The 16762-nt window shown below is 59.6% G+C and carries 14 protein-coding genes and 1 pseudogene; 6 read left to right on the plus strand and 9 right to left on the minus strand.

Going from position 1 to position 16762, the window contains the following annotated elements; translation table 11 throughout:
• Positions 1–62: 62 nt before the first annotated feature.
• The 5 genes from GXK59_RS19690 to GXK59_RS19710 all read right to left on the minus strand — a co-directional run bounded on the left by GXK59_RS19690 (position 63) and on the right by GXK59_RS19710 (position 5388).
• A complete protein-coding gene (locus GXK59_RS19690; RefSeq protein WP_160669293.1) occupies positions 63–935 on the minus strand; it encodes a nucleotidyl transferase AbiEii/AbiGii toxin family protein in 873 nt (290 codons plus the stop codon).
• Positions 932–1534 (minus strand): type IV toxin-antitoxin system AbiEi family antitoxin domain-containing protein, encoded by a 603-nt coding sequence (locus GXK59_RS19695; RefSeq protein WP_160669294.1) that lies wholly within the window; start codon positions 1532–1534, stop codon positions 932–934. The genes GXK59_RS19690 and GXK59_RS19695 overlap by 4 nt, the downstream gene beginning before the upstream one ends.
• Positions 1535–2094: 560 nt before the next feature.
• On the minus strand, positions 2095–2622 hold the full coding sequence (locus tag GXK59_RS19700) for an SLATT domain-containing protein (protein WP_160669295.1): 528 nt from the start codon (positions 2620–2622) through the stop codon (positions 2095–2097).
• Between the two features lie 607 nt (positions 2623–3229).
• The gene (locus tag GXK59_RS19705) at positions 3230–4396 is read right to left on the minus strand and encodes a nucleotidyltransferase domain-containing protein (protein WP_160669296.1); all 1167 of its coding nucleotides are present in this window, start codon (positions 4394–4396) and stop codon (positions 3230–3232) included.
• Positions 4397–4767: 371 nt separating this feature from the next.
• The gene (locus GXK59_RS19710) at positions 4768–5388 is read right to left on the minus strand and encodes a hypothetical protein (RefSeq protein WP_237394034.1); all 621 of its coding nucleotides are present in this window, start codon (positions 5386–5388) and stop codon (positions 4768–4770) included.
• 266 nt (positions 5389–5654) lie between these two features.
• On the opposite strand from GXK59_RS19710, the gene GXK59_RS21070 reads away from it, so the two are divergent.
• The 6 genes and pseudogenes from GXK59_RS21070 (at position 5655) to GXK59_RS19740 (ending at position 11787) form a co-directional block, all read left to right on the plus strand.
• Complete coding sequence (locus tag GXK59_RS21070) at positions 5655–5891, plus strand: DUF2188 domain-containing protein (protein WP_160669297.1); 237 nt, start codon at positions 5655–5657, stop codon at positions 5889–5891.
• A 1117-nt stretch (positions 5892–7008) separates the two neighbouring features.
• Complete coding sequence (locus tag GXK59_RS19720; protein ID WP_160669298.1) at positions 7009–7542, plus strand: flavin reductase family protein; 534 nt, start codon at positions 7009–7011, stop codon at positions 7540–7542.
• A 482-nt stretch (positions 7543–8024) separates the two neighbouring features.
• Entirely contained in the window at positions 8025–9941 is a 1917-nt protein-coding gene (locus GXK59_RS19725) for an ATP-binding response regulator (protein ID WP_160669299.1), read from the plus strand.
• Positions 9938–10576 (plus strand): response regulator, encoded by a 639-nt coding sequence (locus GXK59_RS19730; RefSeq protein WP_160669300.1) that lies wholly within the window; start codon positions 9938–9940, stop codon positions 10574–10576. The genes GXK59_RS19725 and GXK59_RS19730 overlap by 4 nt, the downstream gene beginning before the upstream one ends.
• A gap of 169 nt (positions 10577–10745) precedes the next feature.
• Positions 10746–10889 (plus strand): annotated as a pseudogene (locus GXK59_RS20955) (D-amino-acid oxidase); the annotation flags it as partial.
• Positions 10890–11145: 256 nt separating this feature from the next.
• A complete protein-coding gene (locus GXK59_RS19740) occupies positions 11146–11787 on the plus strand; it encodes an AmiS/UreI family transporter (RefSeq protein WP_160669301.1) in 642 nt (213 codons plus the stop codon).
• Here the strand turns inward: GXK59_RS19740 and GXK59_RS19745 are convergent.
• The 4 genes from GXK59_RS19745 to GXK59_RS19760 form a co-directional block, all read right to left on the minus strand.
• A complete protein-coding gene (locus GXK59_RS19745) occupies positions 11767–12183 on the minus strand; it encodes a MarR family transcriptional regulator (protein ID WP_160669302.1) in 417 nt (138 codons plus the stop codon). The genes GXK59_RS19740 and GXK59_RS19745 overlap by 21 nt on opposite strands.
• 424 nt (positions 12184–12607) lie before the next feature.
• The gene (locus tag GXK59_RS19750) at positions 12608–13339 is read right to left on the minus strand and encodes a fumarylacetoacetate hydrolase family protein (protein WP_160669303.1); all 732 of its coding nucleotides are present in this window, start codon (positions 13337–13339) and stop codon (positions 12608–12610) included.
• Positions 13340–13492: 153 nt separating this feature from the next.
• The gene (locus tag GXK59_RS19755) at positions 13493–14974 is read right to left on the minus strand and encodes an NAD-dependent succinate-semialdehyde dehydrogenase (protein ID WP_202129244.1); all 1482 of its coding nucleotides are present in this window, start codon (positions 14972–14974) and stop codon (positions 13493–13495) included.
• 74 nt (positions 14975–15048) lie between these two features.
• Entirely contained in the window at positions 15049–16734 is a 1686-nt protein-coding gene (locus GXK59_RS19760) for a thiamine pyrophosphate-dependent enzyme (protein WP_237394035.1), read from the minus strand.
• Between the last annotated feature and the right edge of the window lie 28 nt (positions 16735–16762).

Here is a 16762-nt window from a genome sequence, read left to right on the forward strand (position 1 = left end):
GTTGGAAGAATGGCAGAGGGGCAGGGCGCCGATTTGGTGCCCGTCCCTCCCGCCCAAGCGCTCTATGACCAAGATCCCTCGTCAGGATTCCACCGGTGGTGGTCTTCCGCAGATGAATCGAACACCGGATCGATGAATACAAGGACTCTTTCGACCTGGTCATCCAGGTGTGCCTCGCATAGGTCTTCCACTTTCTGTTTGCCCCGCCAAGCTGCCCACTTGGCCTGGCCAACCTCCCCGTATCCGGCTAGTAGAGCGCGGAGCGGCCCCAGCTCGACGCCTCGATGTTGCGCAACCTGAGTCGCTGCCTCCCGGACCTCTATGGCAGCAAACTCGTATCGGTCGGACAAGGCGGCGACATCAAGCAGGTCACGCCACCTAGTGCTGGTTGTGCCACGCTGCAGCATGGTGATTGTCTTCTCTGCGATGACGGTTACGAGCGGATGGCCCTGCATCTTCACCGATCCACCGAGTAGCGAAGGGAGTTCGATAGGCTCGGGAGCGGGCCAAATGGGATCACCTGTGCTGATGTCGAGTTTGATCGTAAGTTTCGCCCGATGCAGTCGCGCTGGCAGGGCGACACGTAAGCCGGTGTACTCGTCCTCGTCGCGAATTTGCTCGACGCTTAAGCCGTCGGGCTGAAACGTGAGGCCGTCTTCGGCGACCAGGTCAGAGACTGCTGTGACCACCTCGGTGACATGGACGGCGTCGAGTTCAAAATCGAGCGCCTGCATGTCGATGTCCCGAGTAGGCCGGCGAAGTGAATGAGCGGAGAGAAGCACACCACCTTTGAGGCAAAAGTCCCCTGCGTACGGAGTGCTTCCGAGGCGAGCCAAAAATCGCTCAAGCGCATACAAGACGAGGATTTCATCAAAGGGGCGCTTACGGCTGCGTGCAACAGCCTGCAGCTGAGCGTAGATTTTGGACGCTGTCATAAGAGGACCTCTAGAGCGCGGCGGAGCGGTCCCTTGGACCGAGGGACTACCGATGCAATTTGCATAAGTCGTGCTGGCTGAGCTCCCGGCAGCTTCAGCCAGTTACGAAGGGCTTCGATACCAGTTTCATACCCGGCACTGGCCCGCAAACGAAATGCGTCAACAATAGAGCGCTCGGGGGAGTAGATGCCGATCCTCGTCCCATCCGCGCCTTCGATTGGCATCAGCGACCGGCCGAGATCGAATGTGGTCTTATCGAACATATGCCAGGTAACCGGCGCCGAAATCTGCGGGGGAGTTCGTCCACGCGGAAGTGCCAGATCAATGGATGACGGGATCTCGTCTATCAACCCATGATGTGCCAGGGCGCTGTTCAGACAGATGGTGGCCGAGGCAGCTTTGTGTGCGGCCTCTAGCAAATCGAGATCTGTGTCCATGCCGTCTGGCGTTATATAGAGTCCCGGGCCGATCTGCTCTATGAGTCCAGAGTCTCGTAGCCGGTACAGACTTGCCTTTGGTACGCCGAAATGCGAAGCGTCTCTGACACTGAAAGCCGCGCCATGAGGAAGGCGGTCCAAAAGTGCGCTTCTTCGTTTCATGGATACATTCTACGACAGATAATCATAGCTGTCGTAGAAAAGTCTCGGGGATGGGCATTGGGGATCGAGGGAGAGAGGTTCGTCGTCGTCGGCGTCTGCGGCGACGGCGGCGCCGCGGTGATGATGATCATGACGAGCATCAGGGCGACGATGAAGACAACGCGGCGTTAGAACTCTCCAGCCACCGGCTACGGCTCAGTTGAACACCACGCAAGATTCGCGGAGTCCCTGGAGCAAACCGGCGCTACGACGCCTAGATCCGCAACGACTCACTGCCGCAAGCAGCGAAGGCACCCACCCAAGCGGGGCAGTCACCGGGGGCAAGGGTGCCACTAAGGCCAAGAAGTCCCGTACAGGGGCTGCAGTAAGCGCGGAGTGAGGCAAGGGCGGGTTATCCCGGTAGTCAGGAAGAAGCCCCATAGTCTGCTGTCCTCAGCCAACGTCAAGTTTCGGATGGCACGATGCTGGCGAAGCCCGGGTCAACCGCTATTCGACCGCGGCCTCGTAAGGTACGGCCGCCAGCAGTTTCGCTTCATGCAGGTTTGTGGTGGCTAGCACCGTCAGACATTCTTGCGGAGATTCAACGGCAGGAACTTGTCGATTTCCTCGTCTGAAAAAGTGAGATCTTCCTGCTCCTTCAATGCCCGTTGAGCCAAGCGATACGCCTTAGAACTGGTGTCCGGAGCTGTCCGATACACCTCCTGTGCCCGAGCACTTAGTCCTTCTCTCCGTTCTCTAATCTCCTTGGCAGTCAGAGCGTGCCCCTTTACATCCGCCAACAGGTGAATATAGCTGTCTCGGATCCTGACGAGGGATTTGGCCGCTTCTCGATGCTCAACGGCTTCTTGTGTCGGATTGAAACTGAGTTGATACAGCGTGTAGCTGGCAGTCAGGGTGGCAAAACCAAGGGCCACGTACAGAAATGCCCGATTCTCACTTTGGAGGCTGGTCAGCACTCCGCCGAAGGTTAGCGCGTTAAGGACGATATTGATCCACTGGGAGACAACCGCTTTGCGGCTACATTGTTCCCGCGCCTTCTCGTGAGTCTTGTGCGTGTAGGCAACACGTCCAAACTCCTCCCGAATCAAGTCCAAATTCGGATCTAGTCTCCTGCCGGAGAACCTTCCACCTACCAAAGCCCACCCAATCCTAAATAGTGACGTTACGCCCCGGCCCAGGATGCATCTCCGAATGGGAGTGCGTCCTGGGTCCGGAGGAGCTTATTGACTCAATTGAAGCCGCTTGACCGCTGGGGCTTTGGCTTGATGTCAGGCACAGGATGCAGCAGAGCTGTCTGGGCCTCCTGGGACTCGGCGCCCGGGCCGTCCCCAAGCCACAACCCCGTGCCTTTCCACATTTCGTAATGCAACAACCACTCCGACGCCCAGGGCAGCGTGGTGTCCACCAAATGCATCTTTGCGGACCACTGCTTGGCCGTGTTGAGGCAAAGCGATCCGTCGTCCCATATGTGGGGCAGGAGGCCTCTTGCGTTTGGTTCCAACGGTGGGTGCACTACGTTCACAACAGGGTTCTGCCCGACCCTTAGCGATATCTCGATGGTGTATTCGCGTGACAACGCTGAAGGTTTCAGTCGGCCCCGCCAGACCAACCTGTTCGGGCCAATCCGCACCGAGCTGTCGGGGTAAACGCTTTTCAGTGCCAGCGCTTGTTGACCGAGGTTCAGCCGGCCGGAACTCACATCCGGCCTCCATGAAAGGTGTGGTCTCGGACAGGTCGTGTGGTGGTGACTGCACCGGCAATAGCCAGTGTGCCGGTGCCGTGCTGAGCACGCAGGTTTCCGGCCTGCCGGGCTTCAACGAATGGATTGCTGAGCGCGCGGGCTCCGGCCACAGCTGCACTCTCGCCGAGTACCATCTGTACACTCTTAAGGACGTTGTCGTTGCCACTGTGAGCAGCGATTCCGTTGATGTCGCGGGACACGGCCTCTGCCCACTCGAACAATGCCGCGGCCCGCCAGCGCTCGTTTGCCCAGCAGTCCGCGAAGTTCTCTTCAGGCATCACGGGATTCGATATCACGTACTGTCCGTTGATGACCTGAATGTGCTCGACAAAACTGCCAGCGATATCCCGCAAGACGTCGAAAAGGGTCTCACCCCGCTGATAGGCACGTGCGGCCAGAGTGGTGATCACGATTGAAGACGGCCGCTTATCCAGACGGCCAGTGAAGTAGATATCCCGGTGGCGCTTGAGTGCTTGGACAGCGAGCTGCAGGGTTGTCTTGTGCGTCCAGTCAGGAACCGCATCCACGTCAACGCCACGTTTCGCCAGAAGCGCTTCCTTCAGCATCACTTCTTCCCGGGCCACTTGCTTGAACCACGCAGCGTACCCACGGGGGTCAGAACGTTGCCAAGACCTTACGTCATGATCGGTTATCAGGATGCCGTCATCCGAGCCGCGCTCCGGGGAAGTATCGGGAACTGCCGGAAGGATGTCCATGTGCATGCCAGAGTATTCGAGTGTCCAGCACCGCTCGCTTTCAACCAGCAAAGGTTTGCCCTGAGACGCCGCTACGAACTTCCGGAGGCCCGCGCCGGTGTCTTTCTTGAGATCGGCCTGGGTGGTCGAGGAGGCCTGAATGCCGCGCAGCACCACAAGATCGATGTCGACGTCGTCCTTGCGGTGAAACCTCCGGGTCATGGTGCCGAGGGCAAATGAGCCTTGGACGTACACTTCGTTATTGGCCGTGGACTCGGCCCAGTGCTCGTTGAGGATCGCGCCGACCTCTTGATAGCGGGAGGTGACCAAGGCCTTCTCATTCGCTGTGATGTCCAGCGAGGAGATGCCGGCACCCAAAATCTTTTCGAGGTCTCGGAACCCTGCTCGTTCAAGTGCAATTGTCATACCACTCCTAAGAGATAGGTGTGGCCGCCGAAGTGTCTCGACTTGCCGAGCATTTCTTGAGCAAGTCTTGAGGATGTAAGCTCTTCCCATCCCGGTCGCAAGGGAATGAAAACAGCCTCAGTCGGTAGCCCCTAACCTCAAGGTGGGATTACCCTGAGGCTTTTTCGTGTCTCTAGGACACAAACAAGACACTACATGTAGTGCATGCGCCGCTTTGGAACCCCAAGATGATGTATTACAAGTATGTCATTTAGTCCACCGGCCGTCCACAGGGCGGGGGCCTTAGGATGTCCGTGATTCCGCCGAAGTGAGACAGGAAATCCACACCCTGTGGACTACTAGGCCACATTTATTCTCCGGCGTGTCGTCAGCTACCGGCGTGTCGCCCCGCCCTCGGAGTTTCGTCCCTGCTCCGCAGTCGACCCTCCGCCACTTGAAGCGTCCCAGCGCTTTTGGGCCCCTTGTCGGCTGATCCCGAACGCTCGTCCGATCTTGTCCCAGGAGACGCCCGCTGCCCTGGCGGCGGCCACGGCGTCGTCGAGCTGGGCTTCGAGATCCTTCAGCCTCCGGCTGAGGGTGCCGATGGTGTGCAGCGACAGCTCCGGGGCAATATGCCGGTGCCACACGTCCAGGAACAGCGGCTCCAGGACCTCACGGTCGCTTATATCAGCGGCGTCGGCGCTGGCCGGCGGTCCCGCGTAGATGCGCCCCGCGGCGACATTCTCGTCGGCCGGATCCCAGACTCGTGTCCACAACGGGTCCAGGATGACGTGTTCCCGGAAAGGAACACAGCTGCAGGCAACCCGCCATCCGACCACCTGCGACGGCGGCCGCCACGCCTCGCGGGTTGGATCCTCCTCATGCCCGACCGGCCGGCCGTCGGGCGTCATCAGGTTGATCTCCATCCACCTGCCACCCGACCCGTACATGCCATCCGCGAAGACACAGACAACGTAGCCTTCATGCTCGCTGCCCTCGATAAACCAGCCCATCGCGCTTCCCTTCACCGGCCGCCAATTGCTACAGTGACAGTATGAACGCCAGCAACTCTTGTTGACAAGCGCCGTAGCTATAGCAACTTTGGTTGACATAATCGCAATTATCGGCTCTTTTGTAGCATGCACAGAAAGGGCTTGTTTGTCTCGCAATCGGCGGGCCTGTAAAAAGCGCGCACACGAGGAAGCCGTAAACGCCCCGGGCGGCAATGTCAGTCGGGTTTGATACGTTGCATCCATCAGCAACGTCTGGGGGTGATTAAATGGCTGAGCGAAATTCGTACCACGTGGTTCCTGGCGAAGATGGATGGAAGGCCGAGCGCGAAGGCTCGTCTCGCGCTTCTTCTGTTCACGACACGCAGTCCGCAGCAATCGACGCTGCTCGTGGTTATCTGTCCCGCTCTGGGGGCGGCGAATTGAACATCCACGGCAAGGACAACAAGGTCAGGGCAAAGGACACAATTGCACCTGGCAATGATCCACGGAATACACCTGGATAAGCCTGATCGCGCAATGACCCCGCTGGCTTCGGTTTATTCAACAGGAGCCGGCGGGGCCTTCTTGTATGCGGACCGACGGGGGGCCGGAGGGACACATAATGCCTGTGGGCTGGCCTAACACCGCGGCTGACGGAATATCCATTATCGGCCCTCGAGTAGGACTCCTAATGGACGAGAGAATCACCGCATCCAACGCCGAAAAATAGTCGCAGGACCAGCCCATTCAATCGGTAACCGTCCTCAAGGGCCCTTGATGGTGATGTTCGTCAGGCACCTGCGTAATAAGCCACGGCGCAGGCTTCGACTGCGGCGTTTGGTTCCTCACGGGTCAATGGGCTCGCGCTCGGGCTCTGCGCCGTGGTGGCCGCGGCTGGAGCTGCGGTGTGCCCAGGCTGCTCCAGGATGGCCGGGGAGTTCTGTGCCGCGGGGAAGCTCCCGGCCCCCTGTGCGACCGCGGTTGACGGCTCGTTGGGAGATTCCGCAGGAAAAGTTGGCTAAAGGTATTGCCTAAGTAACTTAGCTATTTCACAGTGCACGTCGCCAAGATGCGAGCCACAGTAAGAAGTCTTTCATTGGTCACTTGGTCCAAAGGCCGGTATTGCCGCGGCGCCACCCCACGGAAGCTGACTTCTTCCACCAGATCACAGCCTTTAGGGAACTTGCATCATCCTTTTGGTCGGAAAAAGACCATCTCATCGGAAACCCAACCGGCCGATGTGTGTCACGTCACCTGACGAAAGAATTAATGTGCCTAGACAAAACGGGCCCCTGCTTATCGTCAAGATTGCTGTCCACGTTTTTGGTAGCTCGCTTCAAGGAGGAAGCCGTCATGTCAATCACGTTCCAACTGCCCATGGCTTTCCGTTCAAAACGGAGGGCCATCCCCGCTTCACCAGTCGATCAGTCTTTTCGGACTGCAGAGACGCGCCGGGCCCTTGTGGCACCCGGACAGATCAGCTCCTTTGCCTGGGAGGGCGCCTACATCGAGCCAAGTGATCAATCTGCGGAGTCAATGGCCCGTGGCACGCAGCCCAACCCCGAACTTGAACGATTTATTGCCAGCGTTATGTACGGCGAATAGAACGACTATCCACATCACACAATGGAGTTGAGAAATATGACAGTCACTCTCGACCAGAAGACGGCCCTTGAACCAGCGTTTGATCCACGGGTTTTCCGTGACACGCTCGGGCACTATGCTTCCGGCATCACCATCATCAGCGGCATCGACGAGGACGGCCCGATCGGCTTCACGTGCCAGTCCTTCTACTCCGTCTCGACCGACCCCCCCCTTGTATCCTTCAGCGTCATGACCAGCTCTACGACCTACCCGCGGCTACGCGAGTCCGGCAAGTTTGTCGTCAACGTCCTCGCCCACGACCAGGACAACGTCTCAAACCAGTTTGCCCGCAAAGGCACCGACAAATGGGCCGGGATCGACTGGTCACCAACTAACGCAGGCAACCCCATCATCGCTGGCACCCTGATGTGGCTCGACTGCGACATCTGGGCAGAACACGAGGCCGGCGACCACTACATCGTCATCGGACGCGTCAACGAAATGAGCCCACCCACCTGGCACAAAGAAGAACCACTGCTCTACTTCAAGGGTCAGTATCGCCACCTCCGCGGTATCGACGACAAGGTGTAGACCTCACCCGCCTGATCCCTAAGGCGTGGCATCTATGGATTGGAATCTGAAGAGGTGTGTATATGTCGCTTTGGCGTGTGAAACGAAAAACGAAACCGGCAAGAGCTGTCGCCGACATTCTCCGGGAGCGCAACGAGAGAAGGACTGCGGCCCTCATTGCCTGCATCACGGAGATAAGTGGTACAGGAGGCCCCGAAACTGTCACACATTCTCTTGTGGCTGAGCGGGCTGGCCTTCCGTTGCAATGGGTCGAATGGCAATACCCATCCCGGGATAAGCTTCTTGCCGTCGCAGGTAGGTAGCTACTGCCCACCATGTTTTGTCGGCCTGGTCCTGGAAGGACCAGGCCGACTTCCATGCCCACACGAATGAACTGGAGGTCCAGCGTTGAGTACAACGGAGGCGCCTATGCCTAATTCGCTGATCCATAAATTCGACACAGCACCTGCCGGCATGATCGAGCACCGTGAAAGACTATCGCCGTGAGCCCCGATGAGACCCTTCGCCTGCTGCAACAGAACGCTTTCGACGCGGCCCCGCTGGCCACTGCCATCTTTCGTAAAGAATCCCCTACAGAGCTGGTGTTCCTGGGAGGCAACCGCAAGCTCGATGCATTGCTGCACGACTCAAGCAAGCCTGCGGATGATCCGGATGATGTCCCAACACCGGCCCTGATAAAACTCATTGCGACATCGCTTTCTGACCCGGCGGACGATCAAACCATGACGGTTCATCTGGGCGAGCAGCTGGCTGCTTTCCGCCCCCAGGTCAAGATGTTCAACGTACCCGGCGATCCCGGGGAGTATCTGGTGGTTCAGTTGGCGGCTTTGGCGGAACCGGACTCCACCGAACACGGCCTACATTCCACAATCCGGCAGCTGAAGGATCTGTTAGATAATTCAGCGGCCCTCATGTATGTCAAAGACCTAGACGGACGTTACCTGATTGCCAATCACTACTACGCTCGACACCTTGGGATCGCAGCAGAATCAATTATCGGCCTGACTGATTATGACTTGTTTCCTAAGGCCGTGGCTGACAACTACTCCAACAACGATCACATGGTCATCAGGACCGCCAGCTCAATCGAAGTCGAGGAACTCTTGGCGACAGACCGGGACCAGTCCGAATTGGATGAAGACAGCCGTTGGCTGTCCATAAAATTCCCGCTTCTGGATGACGCCGGCAAGCCATACGCTCTGGGCGCGATCTCTACGGACATCACTGATCGGAAGCGGGCAGAAAGGGCTGCGCGGGAAGCGATGCATGACGCGGAGCGTGCTAACCGCTCGAAAAGCGAATTCCTGTCAAGGATGAGCCACGAGTTGCGTACGCCGCTGAATGCCATATTAGGGTTCGCGCAACTGCTTCAGGACTCACCCCTCAGCCCCAGCGCAGCGGAGAGTACGGGCCATATCCTCGATGCCGGCAAGCACCTCCTGGCACTCGTTAATGATGTTCTGGACATCACCTGGATCGAGGCCGGCGCCCCTGGCATTGCCTCCGCTCCTGTACCGGCAATCGAGTCGATCCACCAGGCCCTCAAATTGGTGCGCCCGCTGGCCGCTGCACAGGACATCGAGATCGCTAGCGACTTGCATGGCGCCTTGCACCGTTACGTCCTAGCTGACACTCAGCGGCTAAGACAAGTCTTCATCAATTTGCTGAGCAACGCTGTGAAGTTCAACAACCCCCAGGGTGCTGTAAGGGTCTGGTGCGAGGCAGTGGACGGGACGCTGCGCTTCTTGGTCATGGACACGGGCCCTGGAATGTCCGAGGACGACGTGGAGCGGCTGTTCAAACCATTTGTGCGCCTTGATCAAGCGGCTGCCATTGAGGGGTCCGGCCTAGGCCTAGCCCTTTCCCGACGCCTTGTGGAGGAAATGGGCGGCTCTTTAGGCATTGAACACACCGCCCCGTGGGAGGGGTCAACCTTTTACGTGGACATGCCACTCGCGCCTGCACCGGAGGAGGACCTCGACACGTCGGCCCCCGAAAAAGATGCTCTCGACACCAACGAGGCTGCTCATGCTACGATCCTGCAGATTGAAGACACTTACGCGAATATCCGCTTGGTGGAGAACATCATTTCCGGGATGGGCGGGCTGAACCTTATTTCGGCTACAAGTGGTGAGTCCGGGGTAGCTTTGGCCCAAGATCAGGCGCCTCAGCTTATCCTGTTGGACGTGAATCTCTCCGACATGTCAGGGGTTCAAGTCGTAAAACTCTTGCAGCAGGACCAGCGCACGAAGGACATCCCGGTGATTATTCTTTCCGCAGATGCAACTCCGGCGCGCATAGCCGAACTCCGGAGTATGAAGATCCTTGACTACCTAACGAAACCGTTCGACATCGAGCATTTTGCGCGGACAGTTCGCCAGGCGCTAGCCCTGGCATGAAGATCCTCACCATCTTCATCGCCGATGACCACCCGGTCTACAGGGAGGGCCTCGCCCAGAACTGGAAGAACGTGCCTCAAATCAAGGTTGTCGGCTCCGCCGGTGACGGTAAGAGCGCACTGGCAGCGATCCGGGAACTGAAGCCAGATGTGGCAGTCATGGATTTACAACTGCCCGAGCTCAACGGCATGGAAGTCCTGGAGACGCTGTTCGCCGAGGCGGCACCGACGAACATTCTTGTCTTGACCGCATACATGGACAGCAAGACGGTCTTCAGGGCCTTCACGCACGGAGCCCGCGGGTTCCTGGAGAAAGCGGCGTCCTTTGATGAGATCACGGATGCAGTCCTGCGCATCGGTGCGGGTGGAACCATCATCGCCCCGTTCGCGCAGGACGTGCTCGCCCGCGAACTACGAACCCGCCGGGACACGCCTGACAGGCCGACGCTCACCGCCCGCGAGGTCGAAATTCTTCGTCTTGCAGCAGATGGCCATTCGGGTCAGAAGATTGCCAACGAGCTGCACATCTCCTTGACGACCGTCAAGACGCATCTGCAGCACATCTACGAAAAACTCGAAGTCTCGGACCGGGCCTCCGCGGTCGCGCAAGCCATCCGACGCGGAATCCTCCACTAATCTGCCACAGTGATACCGTGCCCGTAATTGAACGGTCAAGCACCCCAATGTCGGCGAATGGGTGGCCCTCATTGCTTGAGGGGCGTCCTCACCCTTAGACGATCTCAGTAGTGCCGTCTGGGATAACGACACACCCTGAGACTCGTGCAGACGACTGATATCATCCTCCATCCCGGTCGACGGCGAGCCGGTGGTCGGCGAGCTCGGCCAGGTGCCCGGCTGCTTCGGGCTCATCGCGGGCGAACTTCTCGCCGATGAGATCATGACCGGCACGAAGCACCCTATGCTAGCCACTGTCCGGCCCGGGCGATTTCCTAGCACCCGAGCCCGGCAGGGCCCGCCTACTCGACCGGGTGAACGGGCCCATTTCTCGCAGCTTGGTACGTGTTTCCCCAGGGGGCCAGCCCGGGCAGAGCCCGACCTCGCGAAGGACGTCTGCCGTCTCATTTCAGTGCAGAACACGCTGTTGCTTCTCGTAGGCATTGACGTGTCGCAATCCCCCCGGTAGCTTCTAAACGGTATATTTTCAGATAGAACTATGGGCTCCAGGGGGTCCTCGGAGGTGGACCATGAGCGCAGTGGGACTGTTCTACGTAGGTGCGGTTCTCTTCATCAACGGCCTGATGTTGCTCGGACGCGTATCAGCCAGGAGCGCCGGAATCTTCAACATACTCGTCGGTGGGCTGCAGTGCGTGATGCCACTGATGATTCTGGCCCAGTCCGGAGGGGATGCGGCGACACTGCACGCGACATTCCCGACCCTGAGCTTCGGCTTCACCTATCTGTATGTCGGTATCGCTAATCTGGCGGGGATCTCAGGTGAAGGCATCGGGTGGTTCTCTCTCTTCGTCGCGGCCTCGACCATCTACGCCGCGATTGACTCGTTCTTCGCCGAAGATCTCACCTTCGGAGTAATCTGGTTGGCTTGGGGGATCCTCTGGTTGTTGTTCTTCGCCCTACTCGCGCTGGAAAAATCAACCCTGACCCCTTTTGCCGGGTGGCTGGTGACGCTATGGGCTCTTCCGACGACGTCGATCCCGGCCGTGCTGCTGTTGCGCGATGCCTGGGTGCCCGGGGCCGCGGGGGCGGCTGGGTTGCTGGTATTGCTGGGGGTTCTGGCGATTACGGCGACGGTCCTGGCCAGGCGAACCCTTGCGGCAGCTGAAACGTCGAACGCACCGGAGAATGAGCTAGCGGGCCAGTCCGTTTAGCATCTGGAGAATCTGATCGGCAGTCTTCGGGCTGCCGGCCAGCTCCTGCTCGAGGGTTTCCATCTGTGGAGCGAGCATGGCGTGGACCTCGTATCCCCTTCTCAAGGGGTTCACCAGGACGCGCCGACGGTCACCCGAGTCGACTTCGCGGACTAATAGTGCAGAGTTCACCAGTTTGTCCACCGCCCGGGTGAGGCTGGGGCCGGTCAGCCCCACGGCCTCAACGATCTCGGACATGGCCACAGGCGTAGAGGACCGGGCGACGAAGTCCAGGGCCGACCACTGATTCACGGTGAGCCCTTCAGTTAAGACCAGGGCATGGGCACGCCCGTGTACGCGCCGCATGGCTGCCGCGAGGGCCGCGACCAACCCGACATTCGCTGTTGTCGTCGACATGACGACCACTCCCCTCCACGACCCATAACTTCCGCACAACCCTTCCATATGGAAGTAACATATGCCAAGGTAAGTGGCGCAGATCTCATGAGTGAAGGGCGCCGGTGCCCGCCATCACCCGGAGGCTGTCCTATGTCTACACATGTCTGCAAGGTGGTGAGCGCCACCCCGGGGTTTACCGCAGCGGTGAGGTGGCGAACTTTCAGGTCGTTCCGGCGCTGGCCTGGATGGCACGACATCTCAACAAACGGCGCTGGTTCGTCTCGCCGACCACGTCTGGCCGCGCCAGACCGCGGTGGTGCTGAGCGAAGCGTGCGCTGAGCTGGGGATCGAGACTGTCGAAGAGGCCTTCGTGCGAATAAGCGGTGCGCGGGTGGGGCCTGCTCGCTGAGAAGGTAGCCAGGATCACATGCAACGGCGGTGATCAGCCGACAGAGTTGATCAGTGTGCCGATGCCAGCAATGGAGATAGCTGCCTCGTCTCCTTGCTGGACTTCCACGAAGGTACCGGGGGCGCCCGTCATGACAACGTCGCCAGCTTCTAGGGCCAACCACTTCGTGACATGGACCAGACAGTCGACCACACTTGAGGGCAGGTTGAAGGTGCCAGATCGTGCCTTGACCTGCCCATTGATCATTACGTCGATGGTGACGTCGTCAGGATCCGCGAGGTCCGTCTCAATCCAGGGCCCAAGGGGGGTGTACTTGGTCCCCGCTTTGGCCTGGAAGAGTCTTTCATCAATGGCCCCTTGATTGGCGTTGGTAACATCGTTGGCGATGGTGTAACCCAAGACGTGCGCCAAGGCATTATCCGATGTGAGGTGCGCAGCGCTCTTACCGATGACCACGGCCAGTTCGCCTTCAACGTGCACGGGCCCGATGCCGCGCTGTGCCCGGACGACGTCTGTCGGGTTTGCAATCGTGTGCACTGACTTGAGCCAAGGCTGCACAGGCAATGGATGGTCAAGGCCGTTGTGACCGACACCTACAATGACGGCGGGGCAGGCGGGGGCAAGCAGCTTGGCGCCTTCCGCGGGCGTTATTGCACCCGAGAAAGAGGGGACCTCCGCAAATGGATCATCAATGTGGTGCCACTCTTCGTTCAGATGGATGGCATGGCGGACGCCATCGGGGGTCTGTAATCGCGCAATACGCACGGCAACTCACTCTGCGGGGCTGGTTAGTTCGGGATTTCGGATACATTTTTCAGCGATCACCGCCAAGATTGCCCCCTTGACATGCGAACCTGTCAGGCGGCGCCCAGACTCTGGGACGCTGCTTTGATACTTTCGCGGGCAACGGCTAAGTGATCAACCGTTGTAGGGGTCGCTAATGCCGATGTATTGGGTGTTAAGGTATTCCTCCATGCCTTCGAGTCCGCCCTCGCGTCCCAGCCCCGACTGTTTCACTCCGCCGAAGGGTGCTGCGGCGTTGGAAATGACGCCGGCGTTCAGGCCGAGCATCCCGGTTTCGAGCTTCTCGCCCATCCTGATCCCGCGGTTCAGGTCCTTTGTGAAGACGTAAGCCACGAGCCCATATTCGGTGTTGTTGGCCAGCCTGACGGCCTCATCCTCGCTGGTGAACGTGGTGATCGGTGCCACCGGTCCGAAAATTTCCTCGGAAAGGATCCGGCTTTCTGCGGCTACGCCGATGAGAATGGTGGGTTGGTAGAAGTAGCCCGGTCCGTCCACCGGTGCACCGCCGAGTATGGCCGTGGCACCTGAGGCGAGGGCGTCGGCGACCAGCTCATGGACCTTGTCACGGCTCTTGGCATCGATGAGCGGACCCACTGTGGAGTCGGGCTCGGTGCCGCGGGCGGTGGTCATTTCCTTCATTTTTGCCGCGAACTTCTCAGCGAATTCGGCAGCAACTGTTTCGTGGATGATGAACCGGTTCGCAGCGGTGCAGGCTTCACCCATGTTTCGAAGCTTGGCGAGCATGGCTCCGTTGACTGCTGCATCCACGTCGGCATCTTCAAACACGATGAAGGGCGCGTTGCCACCCAACTCCATGGAGGTACGCAGTACCGTCTCAGATGCGTCGGCCAGCAACCGCCGGCCGACCTGGGTGGAGCCGGTAAAGGAGAGTTTGCGCAGTCTGGAGTCCTTGATCAGCGGCCCGGTGGTGGCGCCTGCGGTTGAGGACGGGACCACGTTCAACACACCGGCTGGGAGGCCTGCTTCGTGCATAACGGCGGCGAACAGCATGGACGTCAGCGGTGTGAGCTTCGCCGGCTTGAGGACCATGGTGCAGCCAGCTGCAACAGCGGGAGCGATCTTGCGGGTAGCCATGGCCAACGGGAAGTTCCACGGGGTGATCAGCAGGCACGGACCCACCGGCTTCTTTGTGACCAAGAGTCGGGATTTGCCGTCGGGAGAGACGGAGTAGCGACCGAAGGCACGGACAGCTTCCTCCGAGAACCAGCGCAGAAACTCAGCTGCGTACGCTACTTCGCCGCGGGCTTCTGCCAGGGGCTTGCCCATCTCCAGGGTCATCAGCAGAGCGAACGCTTCGGTACGCTCCGTGAGCAGCTCAAAGGCACGGTGCAGAATTTCCCCGCGCTCACGCGGGGGAACTTTTGCCCAGGACTCCTGCGCGGCATCTGCCGCGTCCAACGCTGCGACACCGTCTTCGGGGCCTGCATCGGCGATACTCAACAATACCTTCCCGGTAGCAGGGTCCTCGACATCGAACGTTCCGCCTGATCCGGCCGGACGCCACTGGCCATCGATATACAGCCCGGTCGGGACCGCGTCGAGGACATCCACTTCTACAAGTGCGGAAACACTCATCTTTTCTTCCATTCCAATTGAAACTTGTCTCGGGCAGCGCAGGGCATTGGGAGGTCGGCTGTGCCGCCGCTCCGCTAGTAGGCTTTGACCCTTTGTTCGACCACCAAATGAATCAGGGCAAAAACCCTGTCCTCGTCAATTGCACGGAGAGCAGCGTTCACTGCTTCCGGTACGTCGTGGTCTTTCTCTACGCGGATACCAAACCCGCCAAAGGCTTGCGCCATTGCGGCGAAGTCCGGGTTCCGCAGCTGCGTACCCGATACCCGCAAGGGGTGGTGGCGCTCCTGATGCGTACGGATCGTTCCGTATTCCTGGTTGTCCATGACAACAACGAGCGGCGTGGCCATGTATTGCGCAGCGGTGGCCAGTTCCTGCCCGTTCATGAGGAATTCCCCGTCGCCGGCGATGCTGACCACCCGCCGTCCTGGATGGGCCAAAGAGGCGGCAATCGCTGAGGGGACCGAGTAGCCCATGGAACCGTTCCTCGCGCTGATCATGGATGCATACCGCTCCGTCGGGAAGTAGCGGTGCGCCCAGTTGGTGTGCTCCCCGGCGCCGAAAGTGACCATCGCGTCCTCTGGCAAACCAGGAACCAGGTTGGCCATCAGCGTATCCATGCGAGCCAGACCTTCACCCGGGACGGCAGAGGGCAGCTTCGCGAAGGATTCCTGTTCCGCTCGCATCTTCGCAGTCCAGGCCCGCCATTCGTCCTTCACGGGAAGCTCGATTTTGGCCAGATCCCGCGCAAACACATCGGGCTTGGACACAATCTGGTAGGTGACGGCTCCCGAGCGGCCTCGAAGGGACGGGTCCATTGTGACCAGGAAGTTTTTCCTGTTCCAGTCTTGTCGGCACAGGAAGCCATCGGTGATAACGTCACCCGGGACAGTGCCGACGAAGACCAGCAGGTCAGTTTCTTCCAGGAGGTCGTACGTAGGGCGGGGACGCCCGTACCCGATCGGCCCGACGTATGAAGGGGAACTGAACGGGACGGTTCCTTCGGTGCGCCATTCGGCCGCGGCCGGGATGCTGTGCTGCTCCAACCAGGCCGTCAACTGGTCGGCGCCCTCCTGTGTCCAGTCGTTGCCGCCGGTGACAAACAGTGGTTTGGCCGATTCGGCCAAGGCGGCGGCCAACGCCTCGGCGTCCGCGGACGTCATGCCTCCGGCGGCAACCGGAATGGGCGGGTGGAGCGCTGCCGGGATCTGCTGCCGAATGACGTCCTCGGGAAGACCTATCACTACCGGGCCGGGGCGCCCGCTCATCGTGGCGAAGAACGCCTCGGCAACAATCTCCGAGGCACGCTCGGCATGGTCAAGGACCATGACGCGCTTGGCGCCGGTGCCGAACCAGGCCTTGATGTCAAACTCCTGGAAAGCTTCCCGGTCGCGGTGGGCGAAAGGAATAAGACCCACGAACAGAATCATCGGCGTCGAGTCCTGCCATGCGGTGTGCAGACCAACATGCGCGTTGGCGGCCCCGGGCCCCCGGGTCACCATGGCGACGCCGGGCAGTTGGTTCATTTTTCCGTCTGCCTCTGCCATGTAGGCGGCGCCGCCCTCGTGGCGGCAAACTATGGTTTCGATGTCGGAACCGTGCAGCCCATCCAGGACCTCGAGGAAGCTTTCACCCGGAACGACGTGGGCGCGCTTCACTCCGTGGGCAATGAGGCTATCGACTATGACATGCCCCGCGGACTTTTGGACGGTCGCCTGGTCGACGACCGTGTACTGGGGGGCTCTAACTGTCATCTGCGTCATATGCGGAACTCTCTTACTGGCGTGGTGC

This window comes from Pseudarthrobacter sp. ATCC 49987 (assembly GCF_009928425.1).
Lineage (GTDB): Bacteria > Actinomycetota > Actinomycetes > Actinomycetales > Micrococcaceae > Arthrobacter.

What these genes read in the sequence shown, in the direction of transcription:
- GXK59_RS19690 (WP_160669293.1), bottom strand. Translation starts at nt 935, where the DNA reads ATGACAGCGTCCAAAATCTACGCTCAGCTGCAGGCTGTTGCACGCAGC.
- GXK59_RS19695 (WP_160669294.1), bottom strand. Translation starts at nt 1,534, where the DNA reads ATGAAACGAAGAAGCGCACTTTTGGACCGCCTTCCTCATGGCGCGGCT.
- GXK59_RS19705 (WP_160669296.1), bottom strand. Translation starts at nt 4,396, where the DNA reads ATGACAATTGCACTTGAACGAGCAGGGTTCCGAGACCTCGAAAAGATT.
- GXK59_RS19710 (WP_237394034.1), bottom strand. Translation starts at nt 5,388, where the DNA reads ATGGGCTGGTTTATCGAGGGCAGCGAGCATGAAGGCTACGTTGTCTGT.
- GXK59_RS21070 (WP_160669297.1), top strand. Translation starts at nt 5,655, where the DNA reads ATGGCTGAGCGAAATTCGTACCACGTGGTTCCTGGCGAAGATGGATGG.
- GXK59_RS19720 (WP_160669298.1), top strand. Translation starts at nt 7,009, where the DNA reads ATGACAGTCACTCTCGACCAGAAGACGGCCCTTGAACCAGCGTTTGAT.
- GXK59_RS19730 (WP_160669300.1), top strand. Translation starts at nt 9,938, where the DNA reads ATGAAGATCCTCACCATCTTCATCGCCGATGACCACCCGGTCTACAGG.
- GXK59_RS19740 (WP_160669301.1), top strand. Translation starts at nt 11,146, where the DNA reads ATGAGCGCAGTGGGACTGTTCTACGTAGGTGCGGTTCTCTTCATCAAC.
- GXK59_RS19745 (WP_160669302.1), bottom strand. Translation starts at nt 12,183, where the DNA reads ATGTCGACGACAACAGCGAATGTCGGGTTGGTCGCGGCCCTCGCGGCA.
- GXK59_RS19755 (WP_202129244.1), bottom strand. Translation starts at nt 14,974, where the DNA reads ATGAGTGTTTCCGCACTTGTAGAAGTGGATGTCCTCGACGCGGTCCCG.
- GXK59_RS19760 (WP_237394035.1), bottom strand. Translation starts at nt 16,734, where the DNA reads ATGACGCAGATGACAGTTAGAGCCCCCCAGTACACGGTCGTCGACCAG.